Source organism: Bacteroides mediterraneensis, from assembly GCF_900128455.1.
GTDB lineage: Bacteria > Bacteroidota > Bacteroidia > Bacteroidales > Bacteroidaceae > Phocaeicola > Phocaeicola mediterraneensis.
In genome coordinates this window covers 276,255-302,301 of the sequence record NZ_LT635783.1, presented here as the reverse complement: position 1 = coordinate 302,301, position 26,047 = coordinate 276,255, and the positions used below count along the sequence as shown (strand labels likewise).

The 26,047-nt window shown below is 44.1% G+C and carries 23 protein-coding genes; 13 read left to right on the top strand and 10 right to left on the bottom strand.

What is annotated here, in order from left to right; genetic code table 11:
- Window positions 1-68: 68 nt before the first annotated feature.
- Window positions 69-2,039 (bottom strand): LTA synthase family protein, encoded by a 1,971-nt coding sequence (locus tag BQ7480_RS01230; RefSeq protein WP_072541388.1) that lies wholly within the window; start codon window positions 2,037-2,039, stop codon window positions 69-71.
- Between the two features lie 87 nt (window positions 2,040-2,126).
- Between BQ7480_RS01230 and BQ7480_RS01225 the strand changes: the two genes are divergently transcribed.
- The 3 genes from BQ7480_RS01225 to BQ7480_RS01215 all read left to right on the top strand — a co-directional run bounded on the left by BQ7480_RS01225 (window position 2,127) and on the right by BQ7480_RS01215 (window position 5,411).
- Window positions 2,127-3,497, top strand: a complete 1,371-nt coding sequence (locus BQ7480_RS01225) for a purple acid phosphatase family protein (RefSeq protein WP_072541387.1) — start codon at window positions 2,127-2,129, stop codon at window positions 3,495-3,497.
- A 79-nt stretch (window positions 3,498-3,576) separates the two neighbouring features.
- Window positions 3,577-4,446: a capsular polysaccharide synthesis protein gene (locus BQ7480_RS01220; RefSeq protein WP_161946424.1), complete on the top strand. Its 870-nt coding sequence runs from the start codon at window positions 3,577-3,579 to the stop codon at window positions 4,444-4,446.
- A 26-nt stretch (window positions 4,447-4,472) separates the two neighbouring features.
- Entirely contained in the window at window positions 4,473-5,411 is a 939-nt protein-coding gene (locus BQ7480_RS01215; protein ID WP_072541385.1) for a glycosyltransferase family 2 protein, read from the top strand.
- 2 nt (window positions 5,412-5,413) lie between these two features.
- Here the strand turns inward: BQ7480_RS01215 and BQ7480_RS01210 are convergent, their stop codons facing one another.
- From BQ7480_RS01210 to glf, 3 genes are read right to left on the bottom strand one after another with little or no spacing between them, the layout of a single operon-like run.
- A complete protein-coding gene (locus tag BQ7480_RS01210) occupies window positions 5,414-6,355 on the bottom strand; it encodes a glycosyltransferase family 8 protein (RefSeq protein WP_072541384.1) in 942 nt (313 codons plus the stop codon).
- Window positions 6,356-6,359: 4 nt separating this feature from the next.
- Entirely contained in the window at window positions 6,360-7,379 is a 1,020-nt protein-coding gene (locus tag BQ7480_RS01205; RefSeq protein ID WP_072541383.1) for a glycosyltransferase, read from the bottom strand.
- A gap of 5 nt (window positions 7,380-7,384) precedes the next feature.
- Window positions 7,385-8,494 carry a UDP-galactopyranose mutase gene (glf, locus tag BQ7480_RS01200; protein WP_072541382.1) on the bottom strand — a complete coding sequence of 370 codons (1,110 nt, stop codon included), beginning with the start codon at window positions 8,492-8,494 and terminating at the stop codon, window positions 7,385-7,387.
- Window positions 8,495-8,725: 231 nt separating this feature from the next.
- On the opposite strand from glf, the gene BQ7480_RS01195 reads away from it, so the two are divergent.
- From BQ7480_RS01195 to BQ7480_RS01180, 4 genes are read left to right on the top strand one after another with little or no spacing between them, the layout of a single operon-like run.
- Entirely contained in the window at window positions 8,726-9,871 is a 1,146-nt protein-coding gene (locus tag BQ7480_RS01195; protein ID WP_072543844.1) for a glycosyltransferase family 4 protein, read from the top strand.
- Entirely contained in the window at window positions 9,868-10,623 is a 756-nt protein-coding gene (locus BQ7480_RS01190; protein ID WP_072541381.1) for a lipopolysaccharide kinase InaA family protein, read from the top strand. The genes BQ7480_RS01195 and BQ7480_RS01190 overlap by 4 nt, the downstream gene beginning before the upstream one ends.
- Before the next feature lie 6 nt (window positions 10,624-10,629).
- Window positions 10,630-11,364 (top strand): glycosyltransferase family 32 protein, encoded by a 735-nt coding sequence (locus BQ7480_RS01185; RefSeq protein WP_072541380.1) that lies wholly within the window; start codon window positions 10,630-10,632, stop codon window positions 11,362-11,364.
- A gap of 4 nt (window positions 11,365-11,368) precedes the next feature.
- Window positions 11,369-12,133 (top strand): glycosyltransferase family 2 protein, encoded by a 765-nt coding sequence (locus tag BQ7480_RS01180; RefSeq protein ID WP_072541379.1) that lies wholly within the window; start codon window positions 11,369-11,371, stop codon window positions 12,131-12,133.
- A 3-nt stretch (window positions 12,134-12,136) separates the two neighbouring features.
- Here BQ7480_RS01180 and BQ7480_RS01175 read toward each other — a convergent pair whose 3' ends face one another.
- Window positions 12,137-13,039: a lysophospholipid acyltransferase family protein gene (locus tag BQ7480_RS01175; RefSeq protein WP_072541378.1), complete on the bottom strand. Its 903-nt coding sequence runs from the start codon at window positions 13,037-13,039 to the stop codon at window positions 12,137-12,139.
- A 124-nt stretch (window positions 13,040-13,163) separates the two neighbouring features.
- Here BQ7480_RS01175 and BQ7480_RS01170 point away from each other — a divergent pair, with 124 nt between their 5' ends.
- On the top strand, window positions 13,164-14,999 hold the full coding sequence (locus tag BQ7480_RS01170) for an ABC transporter ATP-binding protein (protein WP_072543843.1): 1,836 nt from the start codon (window positions 13,164-13,166) through the stop codon (window positions 14,997-14,999).
- An 18-nt stretch (window positions 15,000-15,017) separates the two neighbouring features.
- Here the strand turns inward: BQ7480_RS01170 and BQ7480_RS01165 are convergent, their stop codons facing one another.
- Window positions 15,018-16,049 (bottom strand): glycosyltransferase family 9 protein, encoded by a 1,032-nt coding sequence (locus BQ7480_RS01165; RefSeq protein ID WP_072541377.1) that lies wholly within the window; start codon window positions 16,047-16,049, stop codon window positions 15,018-15,020.
- Between the two features lie 17 nt (window positions 16,050-16,066).
- On the bottom strand, window positions 16,067-16,672 hold the full coding sequence (locus BQ7480_RS01160; protein ID WP_072541376.1) for a DUF4254 domain-containing protein: 606 nt from the start codon (window positions 16,670-16,672) through the stop codon (window positions 16,067-16,069).
- A gap of 138 nt (window positions 16,673-16,810) precedes the next feature.
- Between BQ7480_RS01160 and pdxB the strand changes: the two genes are divergently transcribed.
- The 4 genes from pdxB (at window position 16,811) to rnc (ending at window position 20,504) form a co-directional block, all read left to right on the top strand.
- Window positions 16,811-17,821 carry a 4-phosphoerythronate dehydrogenase PdxB gene (gene pdxB / locus BQ7480_RS01155; protein ID WP_072541375.1) on the top strand — a complete coding sequence of 337 codons (1,011 nt, stop codon included), beginning with the start codon at window positions 16,811-16,813 and terminating at the stop codon, window positions 17,819-17,821.
- Between the two features lie 157 nt (window positions 17,822-17,978).
- The gene (locus tag BQ7480_RS01150) at window positions 17,979-18,215 is read left to right on the top strand and encodes an acyl carrier protein (RefSeq protein ID WP_022353800.1); all 237 of its coding nucleotides are present in this window, start codon (window positions 17,979-17,981) and stop codon (window positions 18,213-18,215) included.
- A 12-nt stretch (window positions 18,216-18,227) separates the two neighbouring features.
- The gene (gene fabF, locus BQ7480_RS01145) at window positions 18,228-19,493 is read left to right on the top strand and encodes a beta-ketoacyl-ACP synthase II (RefSeq protein WP_072541374.1); all 1,266 of its coding nucleotides are present in this window, start codon (window positions 18,228-18,230) and stop codon (window positions 19,491-19,493) included.
- A gap of 3 nt (window positions 19,494-19,496) precedes the next feature.
- A complete protein-coding gene (rnc, locus tag BQ7480_RS01140; RefSeq protein ID WP_072541373.1) occupies window positions 19,497-20,504 on the top strand; it encodes a ribonuclease III in 1,008 nt (335 codons plus the stop codon).
- Between the two features lie 86 nt (window positions 20,505-20,590).
- On the opposite strand, the gene BQ7480_RS01135 is transcribed toward rnc, so the two are convergent.
- From BQ7480_RS01135 to BQ7480_RS01125, 3 genes are read right to left on the bottom strand one after another with little or no spacing between them, the layout of a single operon-like run.
- Window positions 20,591-21,406: a DUF3108 domain-containing protein gene (locus BQ7480_RS01135; RefSeq protein WP_139255680.1), complete on the bottom strand. Its 816-nt coding sequence runs from the start codon at window positions 21,404-21,406 to the stop codon at window positions 20,591-20,593.
- Window positions 21,403-23,328 (bottom strand): Ig-like domain-containing protein, encoded by a 1,926-nt coding sequence (locus tag BQ7480_RS01130; RefSeq protein ID WP_072541372.1) that lies wholly within the window; start codon window positions 23,326-23,328, stop codon window positions 21,403-21,405. The genes BQ7480_RS01135 and BQ7480_RS01130 overlap by 4 nt, the downstream gene beginning before the upstream one ends.
- A gap of 10 nt (window positions 23,329-23,338) precedes the next feature.
- The gene (locus BQ7480_RS01125) at window positions 23,339-24,844 is read right to left on the bottom strand and encodes a GH3 auxin-responsive promoter family protein (protein WP_072541371.1); all 1,506 of its coding nucleotides are present in this window, start codon (window positions 24,842-24,844) and stop codon (window positions 23,339-23,341) included.
- A gap of 151 nt (window positions 24,845-24,995) precedes the next feature.
- Here BQ7480_RS01125 and BQ7480_RS01120 point away from each other — a divergent pair, with 151 nt between their 5' ends.
- Window positions 24,996-26,006 carry an ATP-dependent 6-phosphofructokinase gene (locus tag BQ7480_RS01120; RefSeq protein WP_072541370.1) on the top strand — a complete coding sequence of 337 codons (1,011 nt, stop codon included), beginning with the start codon at window positions 24,996-24,998 and terminating at the stop codon, window positions 26,004-26,006.
- Window positions 26,007-26,047 lie beyond the last annotated feature (41 nt).

Genomic DNA, 26,047 nt, shown 5'->3' with positions numbered 1-26,047 from the left:
TACAAACAATCCGGGCTTTCGAGGAATCTCCCTTAAAAGCCCGGATTTCTTGTATCTGCTGTTCTTTTTTATTTTTCCCGATACACCAGGTTGTTGCCGTTCATCCGCTCCATGTATTGCTGGATGAGAGACTTCAGCTGGGTTTCCATTGCCTTCAAGGTATCTTGCGGCATGGTGTCTTTCACATCGTCCTTCATCAGCACATCCGTACGGAAACGGTAGGCATGAATCACTTTCTCCCCATCGAACTGAATCAGGTAGTCTCCTTTCAGGAACTGGTAGATGCCGCTTGAAGGCAAATAATTCACCGCAAACTTTTCTGCGGCAGGCGTATGAAGAGCATCCTGTCCGAAACCCACATACGGACGGTCGTATCCCAAAATGCCTAATACTGTCGGCATAATGTCTATCTGGTCCACAATCTTTTCTTGATCCAATCCTTTCAATTTTGGCATACCGGGTGCATAGAAAATAACCGGCACCTTGTAATATCCCAAATCGGTCACATAATCCGGATAAGAGTTTCCGCTAGTATGGTCCGCTGTAATCACAAATAACGTATTTTTAAACCATGGCTGTTTTTCCGCCTTCTCAAAGAAACGCCGGATGGCATAGTCTGAATAAGCTACAGTTTCAAACAACGGATCCTTTCCTGTGGGAAATTTCCCTTTATAGCGTTCCGGCAAATCAAAAGGCCCGTGAGATGTAGCCGTAAACACAGAAGTTACAAAAGGTTGCTTCATCTCCGACATTCGGTCACAATAGAACTGCAAAAATTCTTCATCCCAGATAGCCCAGGTCCCATCAAAATCCGCATCACCATTATAATTCGGATCCTCATTATACTCGGTACGCCCAAAATACTTCTGGAAGCCCACGGAACGGGCAAAAGCTTGAAAACCCATTGAACCGTTCATCGCGCCATGAAAGAAAGCAGATGTATAGCCCTTATTTTTAGTCAACTCACCAGCAATGCTGGATACATCATTCAAAGCTGAAGGAGTCAAGAAAAATGGTTCCACAAAGCTTGGTATAGATGACAATACTGATGGCATTCCATCAATACTCTTACGGCCATTACTATATGAATGCTGGAAAGTCAGGCTTTTTACCAACAAAGAATCAATAAAGGGGGTATATCCCTTATAAGCTCCATTCTCTAACTGTGGATTCAAGGAACCGACATGTTGCTTACTAAAGCCCTCCCAGATAATCACCACTACGTTCATCGGACGAAATGCTACGGAATCAGCCGGCAAATGAATGGGAGAATATACAGCCTCTGCTTCCTTCTCCGGTAAATAATCTGGAATCACAAATGTCGCTTTTCCCAAAGTCCGGAACAAAGAGAAAGGAGTATTCAGCACCAACCCTGCATCCAAAGGACGCTCCACATACTGATTAGCATTACTCAAGGTAATCGGACGGGTGGCAGTAGTCATACCTCCACGCATACCAAATACAGTAAAAGGAATGGCAACCAGCAAGATAACCAGCTGTACGACATAATAAGCCAGCTTTTGTTTCACCGGGAAAAGCTTCGGCGCACGATATAATTTATATAATGCATAAAACAATGCAGCAGCCAGCAATACCAGATACCAGTAAGTGATAAACTCATCCAAAAAGATTGAAGTCAGCTTGCTTTCTCCTTCATGACTGAATTCCTGCAACACCGTCATTGTAGTACGTCTTCCCGTAAAGCGAAAATATACGCAGTCTATTAAATTGGTTATCAGAAAGAACGTATTGACAGCTGCAAAAAGCCACCGCACAACTTTATAGAACATTGGAGTCTCCTTCCAATGCAAAGGAAACAGGAACAGCAAAATGAATAAAGCATTACTATAAAGTATGGCAGTCGTATCAAAGATAATACCCGCTCCGAACAAGCTGACAGCATATCCCCATGTCAGGTGTCCACTAAACGTATCCCAGTTTACAAACAAAAACACCAAGCGGCATAAAGTGTAACACACATAAACGAGCACCAGATTCCAGGCCAGTGTCAGCACATTGGCAAACAATTCTTTCTTCATTATTCTCATCTTTTTACAAATACTGAACGGCAAAAATAACGATAAATTTGGAGAACTTCATATCTTTGTATTTTAAACGAATCAAAGATGAAGAAAAAACAACGTATCACCATTGGCGCATCTATCCTCATTCTACTTGTGCTAGGTTTTTGGATTAATTCTCGCTGGCATGTATGGTTCGGCAATCCGGAGGAACCAGCCTATCTGCCTCTAAAAGAGCCTGGAAGAGTGTTGCTCACATTCGGCAACCAAAAAGAGCTGTCGCGCAATATCAGTTGGCAATATGACTCGGTGGTAGCTTCTTCATCTTTCGTAGAACTGGCCGATACATTGGAAAAAGATACCGTTCGCATAGAAGCACAAGGGGAAGTCTTCCAGTCACGCAGTGGAAAAGCTGCTTACTATACTGCCCGGCTTCGGTCACTTAAACCAGCCACCTATTACAGCTACCGGGTGAGCAACGACGGGAAATTCTCTCCTTGGTACAGTTTCCGAACATACAACCAGCCCATCCGAAACGATTACTCTTTCATCTATGTAGGTGACGTGCAAGACACCATAAACGGCAAAGTCAACCAATACCTGAAAGCGGCATTGCAGGCACACCCCAAAACTGAATTTTTTGTTTTTGGCGGTGACCTGACGGAACGCCCCATGGATTCCTACTGGGCTGAAACCTTTTCTGGGCTTGATTCCATTGGCCAACATTATCCGGTGTTGAATGTAACGGGCAATCACGAGTACCTCAAATATCTCATCCGCAAGCTGGAGCGCCGCTTTTCACTGGTATTTTCTTATTTTCAAGATTCTATGGTGGGAGACAACCAAGTATATACACTTCAATACAATGACCTGCAAATCTTCCTACTTGACAGCGACCGGGAGTTTTTCTATTTATGGACACAAAAGAAATGGTTGGAAAAAGAGTTGAAAGCCAGCAATGCACGATGGAAAATCGTTGTGTTACACCACCCTTTATATTCAGTAAAAGGAAAATACAACAACCTGATACAGAAAACCATCTTTAATTCATTGCTCCAAGAATATAAAGTAGACCTTGTACTACAAGGACATGAACATGCCTATGCTCGCATGACACTCCACGATGAACAAGGTTCGGCAATGACTCCTGTTTACACAGTCAGCCACTGTTCTCCCAAAAGTTACCGGATAACCTTCGACCAGCGTTTTGATAAGTATGGTATTGAAAGCCGATATTACCAATATATCCGCATTCATGGAGATACCCTCAGCCTGAGTGCCTATGAAGTGCCAGCCGGCAATTTATATGATTCACTGGACATTATAAAATCCGGGACAAAGCCCATGATTATTGATTATGGGAAAAACATTCCTGAACACTTGAATTTCAAGCCAGGCAAGAATAAAAAAGACCGGAAATATATGAAACGGATAGAAGAATACAAACTAAATAAGCAGAATGCTTATGAAAATTAAGTTGATACGAAAAACTAGGCAAAGAATATGTGATATACTAAACGCATGGAGCGTAGCAGGTATACATAACATATATGCCATGGCCATCCTTCCACACTTTGGCAGCAGGACAACCCGTATCGCACGCAGAAAGCGGAAACAACAAGCCATATTACATTTTTTACAAACAGAGTACAAAAATCTTATCCTGAAATACACACAGGAAAAAGAAGTAACTCCTCATTCATCATCCCAAGCTCCGATATGGGTTTGCTGGTGGCAAGGAAAAGAGTCCATGCCTCCTATCGTACAAACCTGCTTTCGTTCTTTATGCAAGCAGGCAGGTAATCATCCAGTCCACCTCATTACACAAAAAAACATCTCAGAATATGTTACCATACCAGAGCACATCCTGCAAAAAGTACAGAAAGGGAATATCTCATTTACCCACTTTTCCGATATCCTGCGCATGTGTCTTCTTCACGAACATGGTGGTTTATGGATAGATGCCACCGTCTATGTAAGCCAACCCATTCCGGAAGAAATCTTCCAGAAACAGTTGTTTACTGTAGCCAGCCACATTACCACAGACAACATCTCAGAAGGAAGATGGGCCGGCTTCATATTAGGAAGCTTTCCCAAAGGGATTCTATGCAGTTTTACCAGGGAAGTATTTTTCCAGTACTGGGAAAAAGAAAACAGGCTGCTTGATTATTTTCTGATTGACTACGTAATTGCAACCGCTTATTATAATCTTCCTTCCGTCACACAGGCATTAAATGCTATGCCAACCAGCCATACACGATTATCTGACATGGAAGGAATGATGAACCAACCTTATAATGAACAAGAATTCTTCCAGTTATGCCAACAGCAACTATTTCATAAACTCAGCTACAAACAGATGCATACGCATTCAACAGAAGGCCAACCGACCTTGTATGACAAACTGACCCATCACCCACTTTAACTGATTCCTCCTAAACTTTTTGAAATATGAGCTCATTCACCACATCTCTTCTTATAAACTGCGTCGTTGTAACCTACAACCGACTTAACCTGCTCAAAGAAAATATACAAGCACTTAAAGCACAAACCCTTCAACTTCATAAAATTTTCATTATAGACAATTGCTCCACCGATGGAACCCGGGAGTTTCTAGACAGCTTTTCCCCTGATCCGCATATGGAAATTATCCACCTTCCAGAGAATAAAGGAGGAGCTTGGGGATTCTATGAAGGTATCAAACAAGCTGTACTTGCAGGATGCGACTATGTATGGATTATGGATGACGATACCATTCCGACAAACAATGCGCTGGAAGAACTGGCGAAAGGACTTTCACTTTCAGCACATATCGGATTTGTATGCAGTAAGGTAATCTGGACAGATGGCAGCCTGCATAAAATGAATGGGCCCAATCTTATTTCAGATTCTATTACCACAAAATACGAGCAAAAAAACAACCCACAGACTGCGGGCCTAGCATGTGAATCCTGTAGTTTCGTATCTGTCCTGTTCAGCGCCAAAGCAGTACGCGAAGTTGGACTACCCATCAAAGAATTTTTTATCTGGGCTGACGACCTAGAATATACAAGCAGAATACACCAACATCATTATGACGGATTCTACATTGAGAAAAGTGTAGTAGTACATAAAACAGCCGTAAATTATGGCCCCAAAATCCAAACGGCTCCAGTAGATACTGCATGGAAATTCTATTACCATGCCAGAAACATGTCGTACATAAACCGTTCCCGGAAAAAGAACGCACTTGTTTACTACATCTCCCTGCTGAACAGATACCGTATTTATTTACATCGCATTAATAAAAGGCCCGACAGTAAAGAAGACAAGAAAAAGTTCAAGGATGCAGTAAAGCGTGGATGCTTAGATGCAATTACCTTTAAACCAAGCATTGAATATTTGCCTTGACATCATCCTTGCTCTGGAAGAGAACGGTATTTAGGTCTAGCCAGCTTTGTGAAATACAAAAAGTTGTCAACCCACCTTTTGAGTTTATAGGAAAAAGGAACAATCGGACGTTCTCCCTTCCACGGAGTCAAGTCTAAATAATGGAAATAAAGTTTCTTGTAGGGATGCTGCGACTTATATTGCCAAGGTTTCTTCCCACCCGTATAGTGGATAATAACCGGATGAAGCAACTCCTTATCCAAAACATCCCATACTTCCGGGCGGATACGACGCTTGCGGCGCAAAAAGCCATCCTGCACATTGTACCGGAACGGTAAAAACAGTTTACAGTCATGAAGCAAGGCATTCAATACGTCCTGATCATTGAAAATTAACTCATTTATATGCTGAGAGATGTATTTCACAGCCAGTTCCTGAAATTTCATCTGTCGCCAGCAAGCCAGATTCACCAGCAGCACGCCTGCATTAAAATAAGAAAAAGAAGCATCATAATGCAAACGAGTATAATTTTCCGACTTTCCACTCCACATATCTTCTATGCATCCTACTGCATAATTTCTGATATCGGTATCCCAAAAATTCTGAATAGCACCGTTTACAATCAAGTCACAATCCAAATAAATGACTTTCTGTAAATCCTGTGGCAAAATGGTTTCCAGAAAAATCCGATAATAAGTAGCCAACGAAATATGACTTTCTCCATAAATCATACAACCTTTCAACAGCTCTTCTCCGGCCTCATAAATTGTCAGTGTCTGTAAATAATGCCTCTCTACCCAGTTATGAAGTTGCCGACGAGCTTCTTCGGACAGTTCTCCAGCAATCACATGTATATGAAATTTCGCCTCCCGATTATTCTCAAACAAAGAAGTCAGCATCACAATGCAATACTTCACATACGACGTATCTATGTTACAAGCAATATGTATAGTCTCTTTCACCATAACCTTAAAACACTACTTCCGACAATGCCTTTTGAATGTAATATCCCTGACTTAACCGTCGGCTTATCTCCGCAGTTCGCTGCTTCATTGCCACATACTGCTCCGGAGTAACAGAAGACAAGACAGCATCCAACTCTGCCAAGGAAGACACACAAAGCCCAATGCCATTAGCTCGGACAAAATCTGCAAGAGCGGCTTGCTCCCAAATAATAACCGGTAACTCACAACGAATGTATAAAGACGTCTTATGTGGATTATTATACTTCAGATATTCTCCAAAATCACCAGTACATGCATCCACGGAAAAGCCATCCCAGACTAACCCGAAATCCCCTTCCACCGTGGCAATCAGTTCGTCCGAACGAACAAATCCTTTACAATGGAAAAATTCTTTTCCTTTCGCCTTGTCCAGTTCGAAACCATTCCCATACAAATTAAACTGATAAGAATGAATGTAAGTGCCCACCTCATACAAAAAGGTATTCTTACGAGGGTTCAAAGCCCCGGCATACACCACTCTGTATGGATGTGAAGGGGCTGTATGTGGAGAAGCATTTGTTTCAGAAAGATAATCAAAGATTTCCAAGTCGCCTAAAGGTACCCTGCATTCATTATCCAGCAACCATTGTTTCATTCGCGTGTTGTGTGCAATGATATAATCGGCATGGCTCAAACGTCGGATTTCCTGTTCCACTGTAAGTTTCTTACGACGGAAACTACCCAAATCGTGAATCACGACAATTACCTTGACACCTTTCCAATGAGCCATCCGGCAGACAAACGTGAAATACTTTTTCAATGGATATTGGAGCACCAGACGGTCACCTTTTCTCAACGAAAAAGGAAGCTTTAACACTCCCGCCAATGTGACCAGAAAAGCAAGTATCGTATTGGTGTAGCGAGTCTGACGTAAACCTACATTCACATAACCGTTTTCCTCCATAATTCGCTCAATATCGGTTTTTGCCTTATTCCCGGCTCCGTCCACTCCTTTATAATTGCGTGACAAATAACAATTTCTCATATTTTCTATCGATTACATTCATTCTTCCACAATTTCAATGCAGCTGCCACTGTGTCATCCATATCCGTATATGCGTACAGACCCAACCGTCCACCAAATATCACATTTTTACATTGCAAAGCCAGCTCCTGATACCGACGATACATTGCCCCGTTACGTTCATCATTCACCGGATAGTAAGGTTCCTTTCCCGGTTCATATGCATCCGGATATTCATACGTAATGACAGTATGTGCCTGCTTTCCGTATTCAAAATGTTTATGTTCGATAATACGGGTATAAGGAATCTCACGTGCAGTGTAATTTACCACGGCATTTCCCTGAAAATCATCCATTTCCAGTCGTTTTTCCTCAAATCGCAGGCTACGGTATTCCAGATGTCCGCACTGATAATCAAAGAATTCATCAATGCACCCTGTAAACAGTATCCGGTCGGCCACTTCCTCCCAATAAGCACGATTCTCAAAAAAATTGGTATCCAGTCTCATTTCGATGCCTTTCAATAAAGCATCGATCAACTCATTATATCCCCCTTCGGGAATTCCTTGGTAACGGTCATTGAAATAATTGTTATCATACACAAAACGCAAAGGTACCCGACGAATGATAAATGCAGGAAGTTCCTTTGCTGAACGTCCCCACTGTTTCTCAGTATATCCCTTGATCAAACGCTCATACACATCTTTTCCACATAATTTCAACGCCTGTTCCTCCAAATTGGACGGCGTTACAATATGACTGTATGCCGCACACTGCTCTTTTATCTTCTCTCTGGCCTCCGCCGGAGTTACCACTCCCCATAATTGATGGAATGTGTTCATGTTGAACGGAAGATTATACAATTTATCCTGGAAACGCGCCAACGGAGAGTTTATAAAACCATTGAAAGGAACCAACGCATTCACATAGTCCCAAACATCCTTATTGTCTGTATGAAAAATATGAGCTCCATATTTATGGACATGAATTCCATCCACATCCTCACAATACAGATTCCCTCCTTTATGGCTACGCTTATCTATTACCAGACATTTTTTTCCTGCCAGCTTGACTTCACGGGCAAAAACAGCTCCAAACAATCCGGCTCCCACAATCAAATAGTCGTACTTTTCCATCGTGTTCCGATAATATTAATTTTTGCTTATGCTTTTCGCAAAGCTACATAAAAAGTACGAATTAACAGTTCTCTTTTAAATGTTTAGTACGAATACTACCCCTAAAAAGAGAGATGTTTACACAAAAGTACAGCCTTTTTTTACTAGAAAGCACGAATGAAATACCTATTCCATTGGTAAAATTAAGAAGAAAACCTACCTTTGTAAACTTCTTAACCAGATATGCCCATGATAAGGATAGGATTTGACGCCAAACGAGCCGTACAGAACTTTACCGGATTAGGCAACTACAGCCGTTACCTGATTGAGATTCTTTATCGTTTCTATCCAGAAAACGAATACATTCTTTATGCCCCTCGTATCCGTTCGAATCCCCCGTTCAACCGTTTACGTTCTGTATGCCCTAAACTGCTCTGCATCTCTCCCAAAGGGATATGGAGAAAATGCCGTTCTGTGTGGCGTTCCATCGGCATCACCTACAATCTGAAAAAAGATTACGTAACCATCTATCATGGCCTGAGCAACGAACTTCCGCTTAATATCCGAAAAGCATCCCATACCAAAAGTATAGTAACCATTCACGACCTGATTTTCCTGCATTACCCACAATGCTATCCATTTATTGACCGCCTTATTTATACTTATAAGTTCCGTAAGGCATGTCAGGATGCAGACGCCATTATCGCTATCAGCCAATGCACCCAACGGGACATCATCCACTATTTCGGCATTGATGCACGTAAAATCCGGGTTATCTACCAAGGATGCGATGAATCATTCACACATCCAGCAGAAGAAAGACTCAAAAAAGAAGCCAAAGCCAAATACCATCTCCCGGCCAGATACATACTTTGTGTAGGGAGTATAGAAGAAAGGAAAAATGCCCTGCTGGCCGTAAAAGCCATGACCGGGGTTCCCAAGGATGTACATCTCGTTCTAGTAGGAAAGCGTACCAGCTATACCAGCCAGATTGATTCCTTTATAGCTGCCCATCAGCTGGAACAACGCGTACATCTTCTTCATAATGTGACCTTCCAATATCTTCCGGCCATTTACCAGCAAGCCGAAATATTCGTGTATCCTTCCAGATTTGAGGGTTTCGGCATTCCCATCATTGAAGCTCTTCACTCGGGTATACCCGTCATTGCTGCTACGGGTTCCTGCCTGGAAGAAGCCGGCGGACCAGATTCTATGTATGTCCATCCGGATGACATAGAAGGGATGAAAAAGGCTATTCACTTATTATTGAACAACCCGGAAAAAAGGAAATATACTATAGAACAAGGGTTAAAATACGTCACTCGTTTCTCTGAAAAAAGACAAGCAGACGAACTGATGAATCTGTATCACTCACTTCTAGAAAAAGAACAAATATGAAAATAGAAATTTCTCCAGATTATCAATACATGGCAAAAGAGCTCTTCGATATTCCACGTATGTTCGACAAGGAACAGGGAGAGATTGTCTATTCAGGCAGGAATCTGGTATGTCGTTTCACCATTCAAGGTACGCCAGTCATAGCCAAACGTTTTAAACGTGTTAATTTCTTTCAACAAATAGCCTATTCATTCTTTCGAAGCACCAAGGCAGAAAGAGCTTTCCGCTACGCAAAAATATTTAGAGAACGAGGAATTGAAACGCCACATGAGATCGCATTCATAGAAACCAAAGAACATGGATTGTTCACTACTGGCTATTTTATTTGTACAGCCTGCCCGGATCCCCCTGCTTTCCCTTATCTGGTCCCAAAGGAAAATTATGACAAGGCACTTGCCAAAGATTTGATTTCATTCATTATTTTCATGCACCAGAAAGGAATTATACACGGTGACTTGAATTTCGGCAATTTTCTGTTTCGGAAACCGACACCTCAATCACACTATCAGTTTCAGGTAATCGACATCAACCGCTCCGTTTTCTTCGATACATGTCCGCCAAAAGAAAAATGTCTAAAAAATTTGAGCACGCTTACCCACCGAAGAGATTTATTCGAATTCATGATTCGGGAATATGCCCGACAAAGGAAATGGGATGAGGAGGAAACCCTCACACATACCACCTATTATCTGAAAAAATTAGAACAGAAGCATATCCGGAAGGAAAAAATAAAACGATTCTTAAAAAAATAAAGTCCTATGATACCTAAAATCATCCATTTCTGCTGGTTAAGCGGAGATCCATATCCTGAAAAGATTCGAAAATGCATGAAAACCTGGAAAAAAATCATGCCCGACTACGAAATAAAACTTTGGAATATGGAGACTTTCAATGTCTCAACCGCCCCGACTTATGTACAAGAAGCAATCAAAGCACGTAAATGGGCTTTCGCCGCAGACTACATTCGTATGTATGCACTTTATACAGAAGGTGGTATCTATCTGGACTCTGATGTAAAGATATTAAAACGGTTCGATGATTTTCTGCATTACTCTTTCTTCTCCAGCCTAGAATATCACCCTAGCCAGTTAGAGCAAACAGGATCTGTTCATAGAATCAGTCCTGAAGGAAAACGCATAGGAGATGACTACATTTCCGGAATGCAGATTCAAGCCGCCGTAATGGGAGCAGAACCCCAATGTCCATTTATAAAAGATGTACTCGACTGGTATATTCACAAGCAATTCTCCAAAGAATTATCTCCAGACATGTTTGCTCCTCTGATTTACGCCAAAATCGCAGAAAAATACGGATTCCTATACTTGGACAAAGACCAAGACCTGGATGGGAATATGCATATTTTCCGCTCTGAAATCTTTGCAGGTAACAAGCATGAAGTCACACCAGCCTCCTATGCTATTCATCTGTGTGCACACAGCTGGAAAAATACTCTATTGGAAAGATTTTTTCAACTCATCAGGAAATTCAAATAAGAATATGGACCATCATCCCCACAAAATAACATTTACAATTATAACCGTATCTTACAACTGCCGTACATTGATTGAAAAAACAATTGAAAGTGTGCTGCAACAGGACTTTCCAGCAAAAGAATATATTCTCATTGATGGAGGTTCTACCGACGGAACGGCCGAAATTATAAAAAAACATGCGAAACACCTTGCTTTCTGGTGTTCTGAGCCCGATGGAGGTATCTATCAGGGAATGAATAAAGGACTCTCACATGCACAAGGTGAATGGATTCTTTTTTTAAATGCAGGAGATGTTTTTTCGGCAAATGACGTGCTGACAAAAGTATTTCCTTTCACAAGAAATAAAGAGGATGAAATTATTTATGGAGATATCTTCACATTCAAGAACAACGAGAAGATTGTAAAAAAGGCATTGGAACCATGCAACAAACAACGCATGTTTTTTTGCCATCAGGCTGTTTTTGTACGAACGGTTCTTATGAAAGAACATCCCTTTGACACCCGTTTCAAAATGTCTGCGGATTTCTACTTCTTCAAATTCTGCTATCTGACAAACAGGAAATTCCGGCACATTCCAGTAATAGTTTCCATATACGACCGTACAGGCATTTCCAATACACGACGAATTGAAGGACTAAAAGAAAATATCCGAGTCATTCAAGAGCTTGATAAAGGATGGAATAAAATAAAGTTCCTCTGCAAACTCTATTTTGTTATTGGATGGAACAATATCAGGACAAGCATAAAAAAGAACAAAGCATGTATCTAATCATTATTCTGCTTGTCTTCGTTCCCATTCTTCTTTCGTACGTTTCCAGCGGTTGTGACTCCAAAGCCAATAGGCAGGCTCCCGCTGGATCATTTTCTCCAGCATACGCGCATACATATCGGTCAACTCATAATCCGGATATTCTTGAGGATGAAGAGTCATCAAACGGAAAGTGGCTCGATAATATCCCCTTTTTACTCGTTCCACATCTACATAATAAAGTGCAGCATCTACCTGCTTGGCAATTCGTTCGGCTCCAATGAAAAAAGAAGTATCATGATTCAGGAAATACGTCCAGTGATTCATATTTTCCCATTTGGGAAGCTGGTCAGAAATAAAACCTATCATGACTCTTTTATCTTGCTTACGCAACGTCAAGATTCGCCGAAGTGTATCTTTCATTAAAATGGATTCTCCGCCAAACTGACCACGCAACCGCAAAAAGAGTTCATCAAAAGCCTGATTGTAAATACGATGATAAATCTGACCTCCATGCATACCTGGAATCCAGGCACTCAAAGAAGCAATGTATTCCCAGTTGCAATAATGACCTAAATAAAGAAAACAAAATTTCTTATCATTCTTTTCCAACTCAGCCCGCACCTCATCAAGGTTAGTAAATACCATGCGACGTTTCATCTCTTTTTGGGAAATGGAGAGCATTTTTATCACTTCCACCACATAATCACAAAAGAAATGATAGAATTTTTTTTCTATACTCTTAATCTCCTTTAAATTCTTATCCGGAAATGACTCTACCAGGTTCTTATGCACGATTTTTCCTCTATAACGAACCCCATAATATAAAGGCACAAACAAAAGATCCGAAAAAAAATAAAGCACTTTCAAAGGCAAAAGCGACAATAAATACCACAACGCAAAAACAAGATAATATACAAATTTCATGGAATCTCTTTTTACAAAAACAATGCAAAACTACAAAATTCCTGCTTTTTCAGAAGGTTTATCAGGTTAAACTTGCAGATTTACATTATCTTTGCCTATTATTTTCAAACCCTCAAACAACATGATGAAAGAATTCTTTCAATTGATGCGGCGATTCGTTTCACCGTACAAGAAGTTCCTGGGATGGTCAATACTGTTGAATGTATTGTCCGCTGTCTTTAATATCTTTTCTTTCTCACTATTGATTCCAATATTAAATATCTTGTTCAAAACCGGAGAAAACAAAAGTGTAAGCCAACTGATGGAATGGGGAAGCGCAGACTTCAAAGAAGTAGCTACCAATAACTTTTACTACTATACCACACAATTAATAGACAGCTTTGGACCTGCTACCACGTTGCTTTTCCTCGGGCTGTTCCTTGCTGGAATGACATTATTGAAAACAGCCTGTTATTTTGGTTCCTCAGCCATCATGATTCCTCTGCGGACTGGCGTGGTAAGAGATATTCGCATTCTGGTATATAAAAAAGTAGTATCTCTCCCTTTAGGCTTCTTCTCTGAAGAACGAAAAGGAGATATCATTGCACGCATGAGCGGAGATGTGAACGAAGTAGAAACCTCCATCACCAGCTCATTGGATATGTTGTTGAAAAATCCAATTCTGATAATTTCTTATTTTGCCACTCTCATTGTGACCAGCTGGCAACTGACCTTATTTACCATTCTTGTACTCCCCACCATGGGATGGGTCATGGGAAAAGTGGGGCGTGCCTTGAAACGACAATCATTGGATGCACAAAACCGATGGAGTGACACCATGTCACAGCTGGAAGAAACATTGGGAGGATTACGCATCATCAAGGCATTTATTGCAGAAAAGAAAATGACAGCACGGTTTGAAAAATGTTGCAATGATTATCGGGATGCTGTGAATAAAGTTGCTATCCGTCAATCATCCGCTCACCCGATGAGTGAATTTCTGGGAACACTACTGATTGTAGCTGTACTTTGGTTCGGCGGATCTCTGATTCTGTCCAATCATTCCTCTATCAATGCATCTACCTTCATTTTCTATATGGTTATTCTATACAGCGTAATCAATCCGCTGAAAGAGTTCTCCAAAGCAAGCTACAACATCCCTCGAGGACTGGCTTCCATGGAACGCATCGACAAAATCTTGAAAGCAGAAAACACCATTCATGATCCGGCCCATCCACACCCGCTGAAAGAGGTCAAAAACAAGATTGAGTTCAAAGATATCTCCTTTAGCTATGACAACAAGAAAGAAGTATTGAAACATATCAACCTGACCGTGGAAAAGGGTAAAACAGTGGCTTTGGTCGGACAATCCGGATCTGGTAAATCAACACTGGTAGATTTGCTTCCCCGTTATCATGATGTACAGCAAGGAGCTATTACCATTGATGGAACGAACATCAAAGACATTGCCATTCATGATTTACGTAGCCTGATTGGAAACGTGAACCAAGAAGCCATTCTTTTTAATGACACCTTCTTTAACAACATTGCTTTCGGAGTGGAAGGAGCTACCATGGAACAAGTGATTGAAGCTGCCAAAATTGCCAATGCACACGATTTCATTATGGAAAAGCCGGAAGGATACAACACCAATATCGGTGACCGCGGCAGCAAGCTTTCTGGCGGACAGCGACAACGCATCAGCATCGCACGCGCCATATTGAAGAACCCTCCAATTCTAATTTTGGACGAAGCAACTTCCGCACTCGACACAGAATCAGAACGCTTGGTACAAGAGGCATTGGAAAGACTGATGAAAACACGTACCACAATTGCCATAGCCCATCGATTGTCTACCATCAAAAATGCAGATGAAATATGCGTACTTTATGAAGGAGAAATTGTGGAACGGGGTACTCATGACGAACTGATTCAAAAAAACGGCTATTACAAGCGACTGCACGACATGCAGTCACTATAAGAATAAAAAGTGGAGAAGTCATAAAAGACTCTCCACTTTTTGTATAATCTGACGAGGAGTTATCTGATTCAGACAAGCATAATCACCCCTTAAACAGGGCTTGTTTCCGAAAATAGAACAAGGACGACAAGGCAAATTTACTTGTATGGCATTGTCCTCACTTTGTCCCCATCCCATAAAACCGGCATAAGGATGGGTAGCTCCCCAAATTGAAACAACTGGCACTCCCGTCAATGAAGCAAGATGCATATTCCCAGAATCCATAGCTATCATGACATCCAGATGACTCATTAACGCCAATTCTTGCGCCATCTTACACCTTCCGGCTACAGATATTACATGTAGATATGCCTGCGCCCATCTCTCCAGCTGAAGAACTTCTTCTTTTCCACCGCCAAAAAGAAAAATAGTAACATTCTCTTTTTGAGAGAGTGCTTTCAACACCTGTTCCTGAAGATACAACGGATAAATTTTCCCCTTATGGGCTGCAAATGGAGCTAATCCAATCCAATGTTCTTTCTCTTTCTTACATTTCACCAACTGCCGTATACCCTCAATATTCCCCTTTTCTGTTCCATAAATAGAATGGAAAGATACAGGAAATGAAAATCCCAATTTTTGAAAAACGAGTGTATAACGGGAGAAAGAAGTAGTCTGAGGCACCAGTTCCTTATTTTTTTGAGATATCAATTTCTTTTTCTTACTTCTTTCCTTGTCTATACAAGCCACCTTTATGCCACTGGTCCTAAAACAGAAAGAAAGGAATCGACTGCGCAACACCCCATGCAGATCAGCCACATAATCAAAATGCTCACGCCTAAGAAGAAGAAACAAACGAAACAACCCTTTTACTCCGGCATATTCTTTCTTCACATCCACTCCCCGAAACAAAAGATTGGGAGGTGATTCCTGAAACAAAGCCGCCATATTGGGACGGCTTAAAACCACTAACTGATGTTGTGGAAATGCCTTTGCAAAAGAATAAAGCACCGGGACTGTCATTGCCACATCTCCCAGTGCCGAAAAACGAATAACCAGAATCCTTGACATACGCTAAAGGAAACGGATTATTTTTTACCATACAACACCGGATTCAAGGCCGGATCATTGTACATCTTCATCTGTTTGTATACTTTCATGTATTTACGTCCCGCTTCAATATCCGCAATCAGCTGGTCAATAGCCTGTGACAAATCTTTTTGCTGTTCCAACAACACAGCCAGCTTGGCTTCACATTGTTTATGATGCATTTCATCCGTATCTGTTCGTTCCACTTCTTTACGCATATGATAAATCTTCAACGCCAATATTGACAAACGGTCAATAGCCCATGCAGGACTTTCCGTATTAATCGTTGCCTCAGCAGATGGAACTACACTTTTATACTTATCCAGAAAATAACTGTCTATCAGTTCAACCAGGTCTGTGCGGTCTTGATTCGACTTATCAATTCTACGTTTTAAAACCAAAGCTTCAGCTGGATTAATATTCGGGTCACGGATAATGTCCTCAAAATGCCACTGTACAGTATCTATCCAATTTTTCAGGTACAAATAATATTCGATACTTTTCAGTGGATAAGGATTGTGGATTGGAGAATCTACATTATCAGTCTTATGATAATCATTTATAGCCTGTTCGAAGATAGGACGGCATAATTCTGTAAAAGTCATAATAACTCAATTTAAACGGTGAATAATAAAAACAAAAATAATGATTGTTTCCTTAATAAACAACTGATAGTCTTCCAAAATTTACTACACTCACTCAAGGAAAATACTAACTTTGCACCCCAATAAATCTCACCACCAATGAAAGTAATCGTAGACAACAAAATACCTTATATAAAAGGCATCATCGAGCAGATGGCAGACGAAGTCATTTATCTTCCCGGAAAAGACTTTACTCCGGAAGTGGTGAAAGAAGCAGATGCCTTGCTCATCCGCACCCGCACATGCTGCAACCGCCAGCTGCTGGAAGGTAGCAAAGTACGATTTATCGGAACAGCCACCATCGGCTTCGACCACATCGACACGGAATACTGTCAGGAAGCCGGCATCACGTGGAGCAACTGTCCCGGATGCAATGCCGGAGCCGTGGAGCAATATGTACATGCCGCCCTGCTGTTGCTGCAACAGGAAAAAGGGCTCCAACTCAAGGGAGCCTGTCTGGGCATTGTCGGTGTGGGACATGTGGGCGAACGCATCCGCCGGATGGCAGAACGCATCGGCATGAAAGTACTTCTGAACGACCCTCCACGAGCCGATGCGGGCGAACAAGGATTCACTTCACTGGACACACTGGCCAGACAATGCGATGTCCTGACCTTCCACACCCCATTGATTCGGGAAGGGAAATACCGGACCTTCCACCTGGCCGACCGGACCTTTTTCCAGCAGCTGCAACGAAAGCCTTACCTCCTCAATACCTCCCGTGGGGAAGTGGTAGAAACAGAAGCCCTGCTGGACGCCCTGAACACGGGCGCGGTGGCAGGGGCCGTAATCGACGTATGGGAAAACGAACCCCACATCAGCCGGGAACTACTCGACAAAGTCTTTATCGGTACCCCCCACATTGCCGGTTACTCCGCCGACGGAAAAGCCAATGCCACACGCATGGTTTTGGAAGCCTTCTGCCGTTTTTTCCATAAACCGATAAACTTCCATCTCACTTTATCGGAGGTTCCCCGTCACAGCCTTTCCGGCGATGAGAATCTGCAACTTCTCCAGCAATACAATCCCCACACCGACTGCGACCATTTACGGGCACATCCGGAACAGTTCGAGCAACTCCGTGGAGACTATCCCTTGCGAAGAGAATAAGACACAAAAATGCATGTTTTCGTGCACAGAATGTATAAAAATGTGCAAAGGGAGTGCATTTATTTGCTAGAATACTTGTTTAAAAGCAGAAATATTTATTCCTTTGCAACGAAAAATCAATAAATTACATTATTTATAAACTTAAAAAATTAGAATTATGTCTGAAATCGCATCAAAAGTACAGAAAATTATCGTAGATAAATTGGGCGTAGAAGAATCAGAAGTTGTTCCAACTGCGAGCTTCACTAACGATCTGGGTGCTGACTCTTTGGATACAGTAGAATTGATCATGGAATTCGAAAAAGAATTCGGAATCTCTATTCCTGACGATCAGGCAGAAAAAATCCAGACTGTAGGCGACGCTATCTCTTACATCGAGGCTAACGCTAAATAATTAATTCTACCTATGGAATTAAAAAGAGTAGTAGTAACAGGTCTTGGTGCGTTGACCCCGGTAGGTAATACGGTTCCGGAATTCTGGAACAACCTCCTGAACGGCGTCAGCGGAGCAGGACCTATTACTCATTTTGATGCGTCGAAGTTCAAGACTCAGTTCGCTTGCGAAGTGAAGAACTTCAATGCTGCCGACCATATTGACCGTAAGGAAGCCCGCAAGATGGACCTCTATACACAATATGCCGTAGTAGCAGCAAAAGAAGCGGTTACTGATGCCGGAATTGACGTAGAAAAAGAAGATTTGAACAAAGTCGGAGTAATTCTCGGCGTCGGAATCGGAGGTATCCATACTTTCGAAGAAGAAGTTGCCGGATATGAAAAGACGAAAGATACAATCGGACCGAAATTCAATCCGTTCTTCATCCCTAAGATGATTGCAGACATCGCTGCCGGACAGATTTCCATTATGTATGGCTTCCATGGCCCTAACTTCACCACTACCTCTGCATGTGCTTCTTCTTCCAACGCCATAGCTGATGCGTTCAACTATATCCGTTTGGGAAAAGCCAACATCATTGTGACCGGTGGAGCCGAAGCAGCCATCTTCCCCGCAGGAGTAGGTGGTTTCAATGCCATGCATGCATTGTCTACCCGCAACGATGACCCGACTCATGCTTCACGTCCGTTCAGCGCAAGCCGTGACGGTTTCGTAATGGGTGAAGGTGCCGGATGTCTGATTCTTGAAGAACTGGAACACGCAAAAGCTCGTGGCGCGAAGATATATGCAGAGCTGGCCGGTACAGGTGCTTCTGGCGACGCTTATCATCTGACAGCTTCTCATCCTGAAGGTCTGGGTGCGAAACTGGTTATGAAGAGTGCCTTGGAAGATGCCGGAATGAAACCGGAAGACATCGACTATATCAACGTACACGGAACTTCTACTCCGGTAGGTGATATTTCAGAAGTGAAAGCTATCAAAGACTTGTTTGGCGAACATGCCTACAAACTGAACATCAGTTCCACCAAGTCTATGACCGGACACCTTTTGGGAGCAACAGGTGGCGTAGAAGCAATTGCATGTGTACTTTCTGTGAAAAATGACATTGTTCCTCCGACCATCAACCACGAAGAAGGCGATAACGATGAAAACATCGACTATAACCTGAACTTCACTTTCAATAAAGCACAGCAGCGTACTGTACGTGCCGCATTGAGCAACACCTTCGGATTTGGCGGACACAATGCATGTGTAATCATTAAAAAATACACTGAATAAACTGTGTTTAGCAATATACTAGATAAGATAAGGCTCCTTTTTCGCAAGGATAAGGAGTCTTATCTTTGTTTTTATAAGATGCTGGGATTCTATCCGCGGAATATCGAAATCTACCAGCAGGCTCTCTTGCACAAATCTTCTTCAGTAAAAGCCAAAGGCCGGTTGCTCAACAACGAGCGACTGGAATTTCTGGGAGATGCCATTCTGGATGCGGTCGTGGCCGACATCGTCTACAAACGGTTTGAGGGGAAACGGGAAGGATTTCTGACCAACACGCGATCTAAAATCGTACAAAGGGAAACACTGAACCGGATTGCGGTACAAATCGGACTGGACAAGCTGATTAAATACACCACCCGCCAGTCGTCACACAACAGTTACATGTGTGGCAATGCATTTGAAGCACTTGTTGGGGCCATCTACTTGGACAGAGGATACGAAACCTGCAAGCTCTTCATGGAAGAACGCATTATCAAGCCTTATTTGAACCTCGATAAACTGTCACGCAAGGAGGTCAATTTCAAGTCGAAACTGATTGAATGGGGACAGAAAAACCGCTTCCTCATCGAGTTCAACCTATTGGAACAGTCGGTCGATGAAGAACAGAACCCGGTATTCGAGACACAGGTCGTAGTGGAACAGGTTCCTGCCGGACAAGGAAAAGGATATTCCAAGAAAGAATCGCAACAGGAGGCTGCACACGAAACCTTGAACAAAATCAAGAACGACCCTCAGTTTATCGATGCCATCTTTGCCAAGAAAGCAGCCCGTGAAAAAGCGGCGGAAGAAGCCCAGAATGTAGTCGCCGATTCTCCGGAGACGGACCACACACCCCTCCCTACGACTGTCCGGGAGGAAGAAGCAGCTTCTCTGGAAGTGACAGAAGAAGAAGTTATGACAACAGAGAAAAACGATGACGTGGAACGGATTATAGCAGAAGCAGAAGAAGCGGCGTTTCAGCTTGCAGACGCGCCAGAGAAAGACACACAGGAAACACAGACCACGGCGTAGAATCCTGTTTCTACGTGATTAATGTCTGGACCTCATAAAACAAATCCTCAGCTACCCCGCAGGAATAGTTGAGGATTTTTTGTAGATTATTTTTCCTTGACGATGGAAGTCAGCGGATGGCGGTTACCTTTGATATCGGTCAGGAAAGCCTTGGCCGAACCGAAATTCAGGTACATGTCCAGGCGTACCGGCAAATGGTTCCGGTCGTCAGTCACATAGAACGTGATGACTTCCTTTTCCTTTTTCTCTTCGCCCACATATTCCACCAGCGAGAACACCAGACAACGGTAGATTACCCCGTTCTCGGCCTTGTAGTTCTCCTTGCGACGGTAAATCAGTGTCTGCTTCTCCACCTCTCTTCCAGTAGCCATGGAGAAAAGAATTTTCTGTCCGGGCTTGTAATCCGTCGCATCATACGAACGGGCCTGCAAAAGAATGCTCAACATGTCATACACACACACCGGCAGTTCCTCGTGATGCTTGTCGGTATTGCCCCGCAACGTACGCTGCTGGTCGACAATACACTTCCCGTTCTGGTAACTGAACTTCACTTCGTCCACCGTATAGCGTTTACCTTCTTCCGCCCCTTTCCGGAAATACAGCGGCACCAGGTCTTTCGAAGTGATGCAGGTCAGCGTGTCACGCATTTTGAAGAAGAAGTCAATCTTCTTGTTCGTGTACGACTGCAAATCCGTCTTCAGGCACGAAACGCCCCTGTATTTTGTCTCGTTGACCGTCATCTTTGCCCATCCGGCATTGATCCAGACAAACTTCCAGTTAAACTTCAGCTCATAAGAGAGCGTCTCCCCTGGCTTGATTGCATCATTTACAGCACCACATTGTGCGTTGGCTGCCATTCCTCCTACCAGAAGGAAAAGGCAAAGAATCAGTTTCTTAATCATGTTTTTCCTAGTTTACGCGCCCGCTCTTTGTTGCGGTCCTTGATTTTTTTCGCCTCGTCGGGCTTTTGTTTCTTTATCTCGTCCAACTTCTGCTTATCGAGCGGCGTAGCATGGACATCCCATGTCTCCTCAAACTCAAAGTTGGCTTTCATTTCCCAGACTTTCGGGAAGTAGAACACTTCTTCCGGTTGGCGTTTTTCGCTGTAATTGCCGGTATCCCACACCCCGTTGTTGTTATCGTCATTGAACAGACGGATATAATATTTCGTGCTGGGCTGAAGAAAATAGAAGTCGCACGTGTTCTTTTCCGTCACCGGCTGCTGGCGCACCACCTCGTCACTGCCGTTCAGCAATTGCACGATGGCATGAGGACCGGCACCCACAATGTTCAGGTACAACGTGCCATACTCTTCCAGCGTCTTCACCTTCAGTTCATTTTCCACCTTGTCCGTATAAAGCCCGTAAATACCCTTGATGCCCAATGAATCTATCTTGAACTGATACTCCTGTCCGGGCTGCCAGTCGGCCAAAATCTGGTACTGACGAGGGGCCACCGAGTCTTTCATCAAAATAAACGGAATAGTCTCCCACAAGGAATCCACCTTGACCGCCATGTGAATGGCTGCCGTATCGATGTGTTCCACCGGCTCGTCGAACTTCAGCACAATGTTCCGGTTCAGGTCAAGGCTGGAAGGAGCATCCACCGACATGGCAAAAAACTTGGGCTGTACCTTCAGCGTATCACCCTTCTTTTCCCGGCGCTTGCGTTCCTTTTCCTCCTTCTTCAAAGCCTCTTCCGCCAAAGCCATGCGCCGCTTCTTGTCAATCTTGTTCACCATGCGCAGCGTATCGGTTTTCGGCACCAGCTGACCCAGCGTATCCGTAGCCAGGTAATCCATCTGGAAAGTCAATGTATCGCGTTCGCACATCACCGTATCCTTAATCCAGTAACGGATGGTATCGTTGCGCGGATTGCTTTCGATGACAAACGCATCTTTCTCGTCAAAATCCAGTCCCTTGATTGTGGGAAGTGTATCCGCTTTAGCACTGAAATACAGCGAGAAGCGGTTCAACTGTTCCCGTTCACTCTTCACCAGATACTGCATCGGATTCTCTTCCTTGAAGGAACGCAGAATCAGGTTGTCGGGCAGGAAGCGCGTGTAGTGCACATCGTAAATCGTATCGTAGGCCAATGTATCGAGTTCGTTCCACACCGTATCCTGACGTACAGCCTGCCGCATGTCGGGCACGACGAGCGAGTCCTGAAAAGCAATCGCCTCGGTTTTCGAGTCGAACAGATAATTCTGGTTACCGTCCATCAGGGCATAGATACGGTATTTTCCCGGCGCCACTCCCCGGATGGTAAAATGTCCCCGGCTGTCAGTACGCGAAATACGGTCGAACGGGAGTTTCACAAACGCACTGTCTTCCAAGTTCTTGTGAAGTCCCACCTGAATCCCTTTCACCGGCTCCAGATTCTCGGCGTTCAGTACCGTACCCGATACTTCCATCGTATCGATGTGTGCACCGGTAGAGAAGGCATAAGCAAAATTCCCCAACGGATTGTCCTCATTGTTGTCCACAATGGCATCCCCAAAATCAACGGTATACGTGGTATTTTCCTGCAGTGTATCAAAGAATTGCACCAGCACACGGTGTCCGCTTACCTTTACTTCTGGTGCTTCCTTCTGCGGAGGAGAAATAATCACTTTCTCCGAAGCATTGTCCAGCTTGATATACTCGTCGAATTCAATGGAGATTTTCTTGCGCTTGTTATTGGTGGCATTGGGTTCAGGAGTAGCCCGCACAAATTTGGGCGGTGTCTCGTCATACGGTCCCCCGTCGGGCATACCTGTACTCGCACAGGCATAAAACCCGATAATCACGAGCAGAAAGGCCAGATATTTAGGAATAGGCTTCATCAGTCAGAATCTAGTTATTCAGTTTCAACATTTCTTCAATATAATCACGGCTGTTGCTCAGACGGGGCACCTTGTGCTGTCCGCCCAGCTTGCCTTTTTGTTTCAGCCAGTCGTGGAACAGTCCCTCACGGGCCACAATCACTTCCAGCCGCTGCAAGGTGATGTCCTTATGCCGTTTGGCTTCGTAGTCCGAGTTGATTTCCTGCAAGGCTGTATCGAGCACCTGCGTGAATTTCTCCAGCGAATCGGGCATCACACTGAACTCAATCAGCCACTGGTGACGGCATTTGGCATTGGCATCCATGAACACCGGTGCCGCCGTATATTCCAGCACCTGCGCCCCCGTTTCCTTGCAGGCACGCTCCAGCCCCTTTTCGGCATTGTCCACCATCAGTTCCTCACCGAAGGCGTTGATAAAGTGCTTCGTACGGCCGGAAATGATGAATTTGTAAGGATTCTTCTGCGTAAATTTCACCGTGTCACCGATGAGGTAACGCCACAAGCCGCACGAGGTCGTGATGACCATCGCATAGTTACGTCCCACTTCCACACCCCAAAGCGGCACGATGGCCGGATTCGGTTTGTCAATGTCTTCCAGCGGAATGAACTCATAGAACACATCGTAGTCAATCATCAGCAACATGGCCGGGTCGTGCAGGTCACTCTGCAAGCCGAAGAAACCTTCGCTGGCATTATACGTCTCCATGTAATGCATCTTGTCGGAAGGAATCAGCTGCTTGTACTGTTCACGGTAGGGCGTAAAGCATACGCCCCCATGGAAGAACACTTCCAGATTTGGCCATACCTCGTTCAGATGTTTGGCTCCGGTTTTCTCCAGAATACGATGTATCACAGCCAGCATCCACGAAGGTACCCCCGACAGGTTGGTCACATTCTGGTGAATCGTGGTATCGGCAATGCGTTCTACCTTCTCTTCGAACTCACTCAGCAGGGCTATCTCCTTTTTCGGCACCCGAATCAGGTTGACCAGCGGATTGATGTTCTGAATCAGGATGGCCGAGAGGTCACCCACCAGACTGTCCTTCACGTTGTAGTTCGGACTGTGGCTTCCGCCCAGAATCAAACCCTTTCCCGAGAAGAAGCGGCTCTGCGGATTTTCGCGCAGATAAAGTGCCACCGCATCCGTGCCTCCCCGGTAATGAATACCTTTCAGACCTTCCGGACTGACAGGAATAAACTTGCTCTTGTCGTTGGTGGTACCCGACGACTTGGCATACCAGATGACTTTTCCCGGCCACAGCACATTCTTTTCTCCGTGGCGCATGCGGTCTACATATCCTTTCACATCTTCATAGGTCTGCACCGGAACCCGCTGGAAATCCGTATAGTTCCGGATCTGGTTGAAATCATATTTTGTGCCCCACTCCGTGGCGGAAGCTCTCTGTATCAGTTTTCGGAATACGCGGTCCTGAATTTCTTCGGCCTTTGTCCCATAAAGGTCGATTTCTCTCTGTCTGGGAGCAAATATCTTTCCTATTAACTTTGTTGAATTCATTCGTTTTAAATTTCAAATCCTTATTGTGGCAGTTGCAAAGGTAGATTTTTTCTGCCTAATTCAGCAGGCAGGAACATTATTTTTTCCTCCCTCACGACAAATATACAGTTTTTTCTTACCTTTACCACACAATCGATTAATACCACAAAACATGAAGATAGGAATCTTGACTTCAGGGGGTGACTGTCCGGGCATAAATGCTACAATCCGAGGGGTTTGCAAGACAGCCATCAATCATTACGGAATGGAGGTGTATGGCATCCGCAGCGGCTTCCGGGGCCTGCTGGACAACGACATCATTCCGATGGACGAGAGTTCGCTCACCGGACTGCTCAATCTGGGAGGGACCATTCTCGGCACCTCGCGTGAAAAACCTTTCAAGAAGAAGGGAACTGCCGTCTCGGAAGACAAGCCTGCTCTCCTGCTACAGACCATCCGCGACCGGCAGCTGGACTGCATCGTGTGCATCGGCGGTAACGGCACCCAGAAGACCGCGGCCAAACTGGCGGAAACGGGAGTCAATGTGGTGAGCATTCCTAAAACCATCGACAACGACGTGTGGGGAACCGACGTGTCGTTCGGATTCGACTCGGCAGTATCCATCGCCACCGATGCCATCGACCGCCTGCACTCCACGGCCAGCGCGCACCAGCGGGTCATGGTCATTGAAGTGATGGGACACAAGGCCGGATGGATTGCCCTTTATTCGGGCATGGCTGGAGGAGGTGACATCATCCTGCTGCCGGAAATCCCGTTCGACATCCACCGCATCGGCGATGCCATCATCAACCGGCTCAAAAAGGGTAAGCCCTACTCCATCGTGGTGGTGGCAGAAGGTATTCCTACGCTGGGAGGCAAAAAAGCGGCACAATACATTGCCGAAGAAATCGAATACGAAACAGGATTCGAGACACGCGAAACGGTGCTGGGCTACATCCAGCGCGGAGGAAGTCCTACGGCCTACGACCGTAACCTGGCCACACGCATGGGAGGACATGCCACCGAGCTGATTGCACAGGGCCTGTTCGGACGGATGGTGGCCTTGAAAGGAAACGCCATTGATTCGGTACCACTGAGCGAAGTGGCCGGAAAGCTGAAACTGGTGACGGAAGAGCACGACCTGGTGGTACAGGGCCGCCGGATGGGTATCTGTTTCGGATAAATATACGGTTTATACGCATAAAATCATCCCTGAAAAAACGT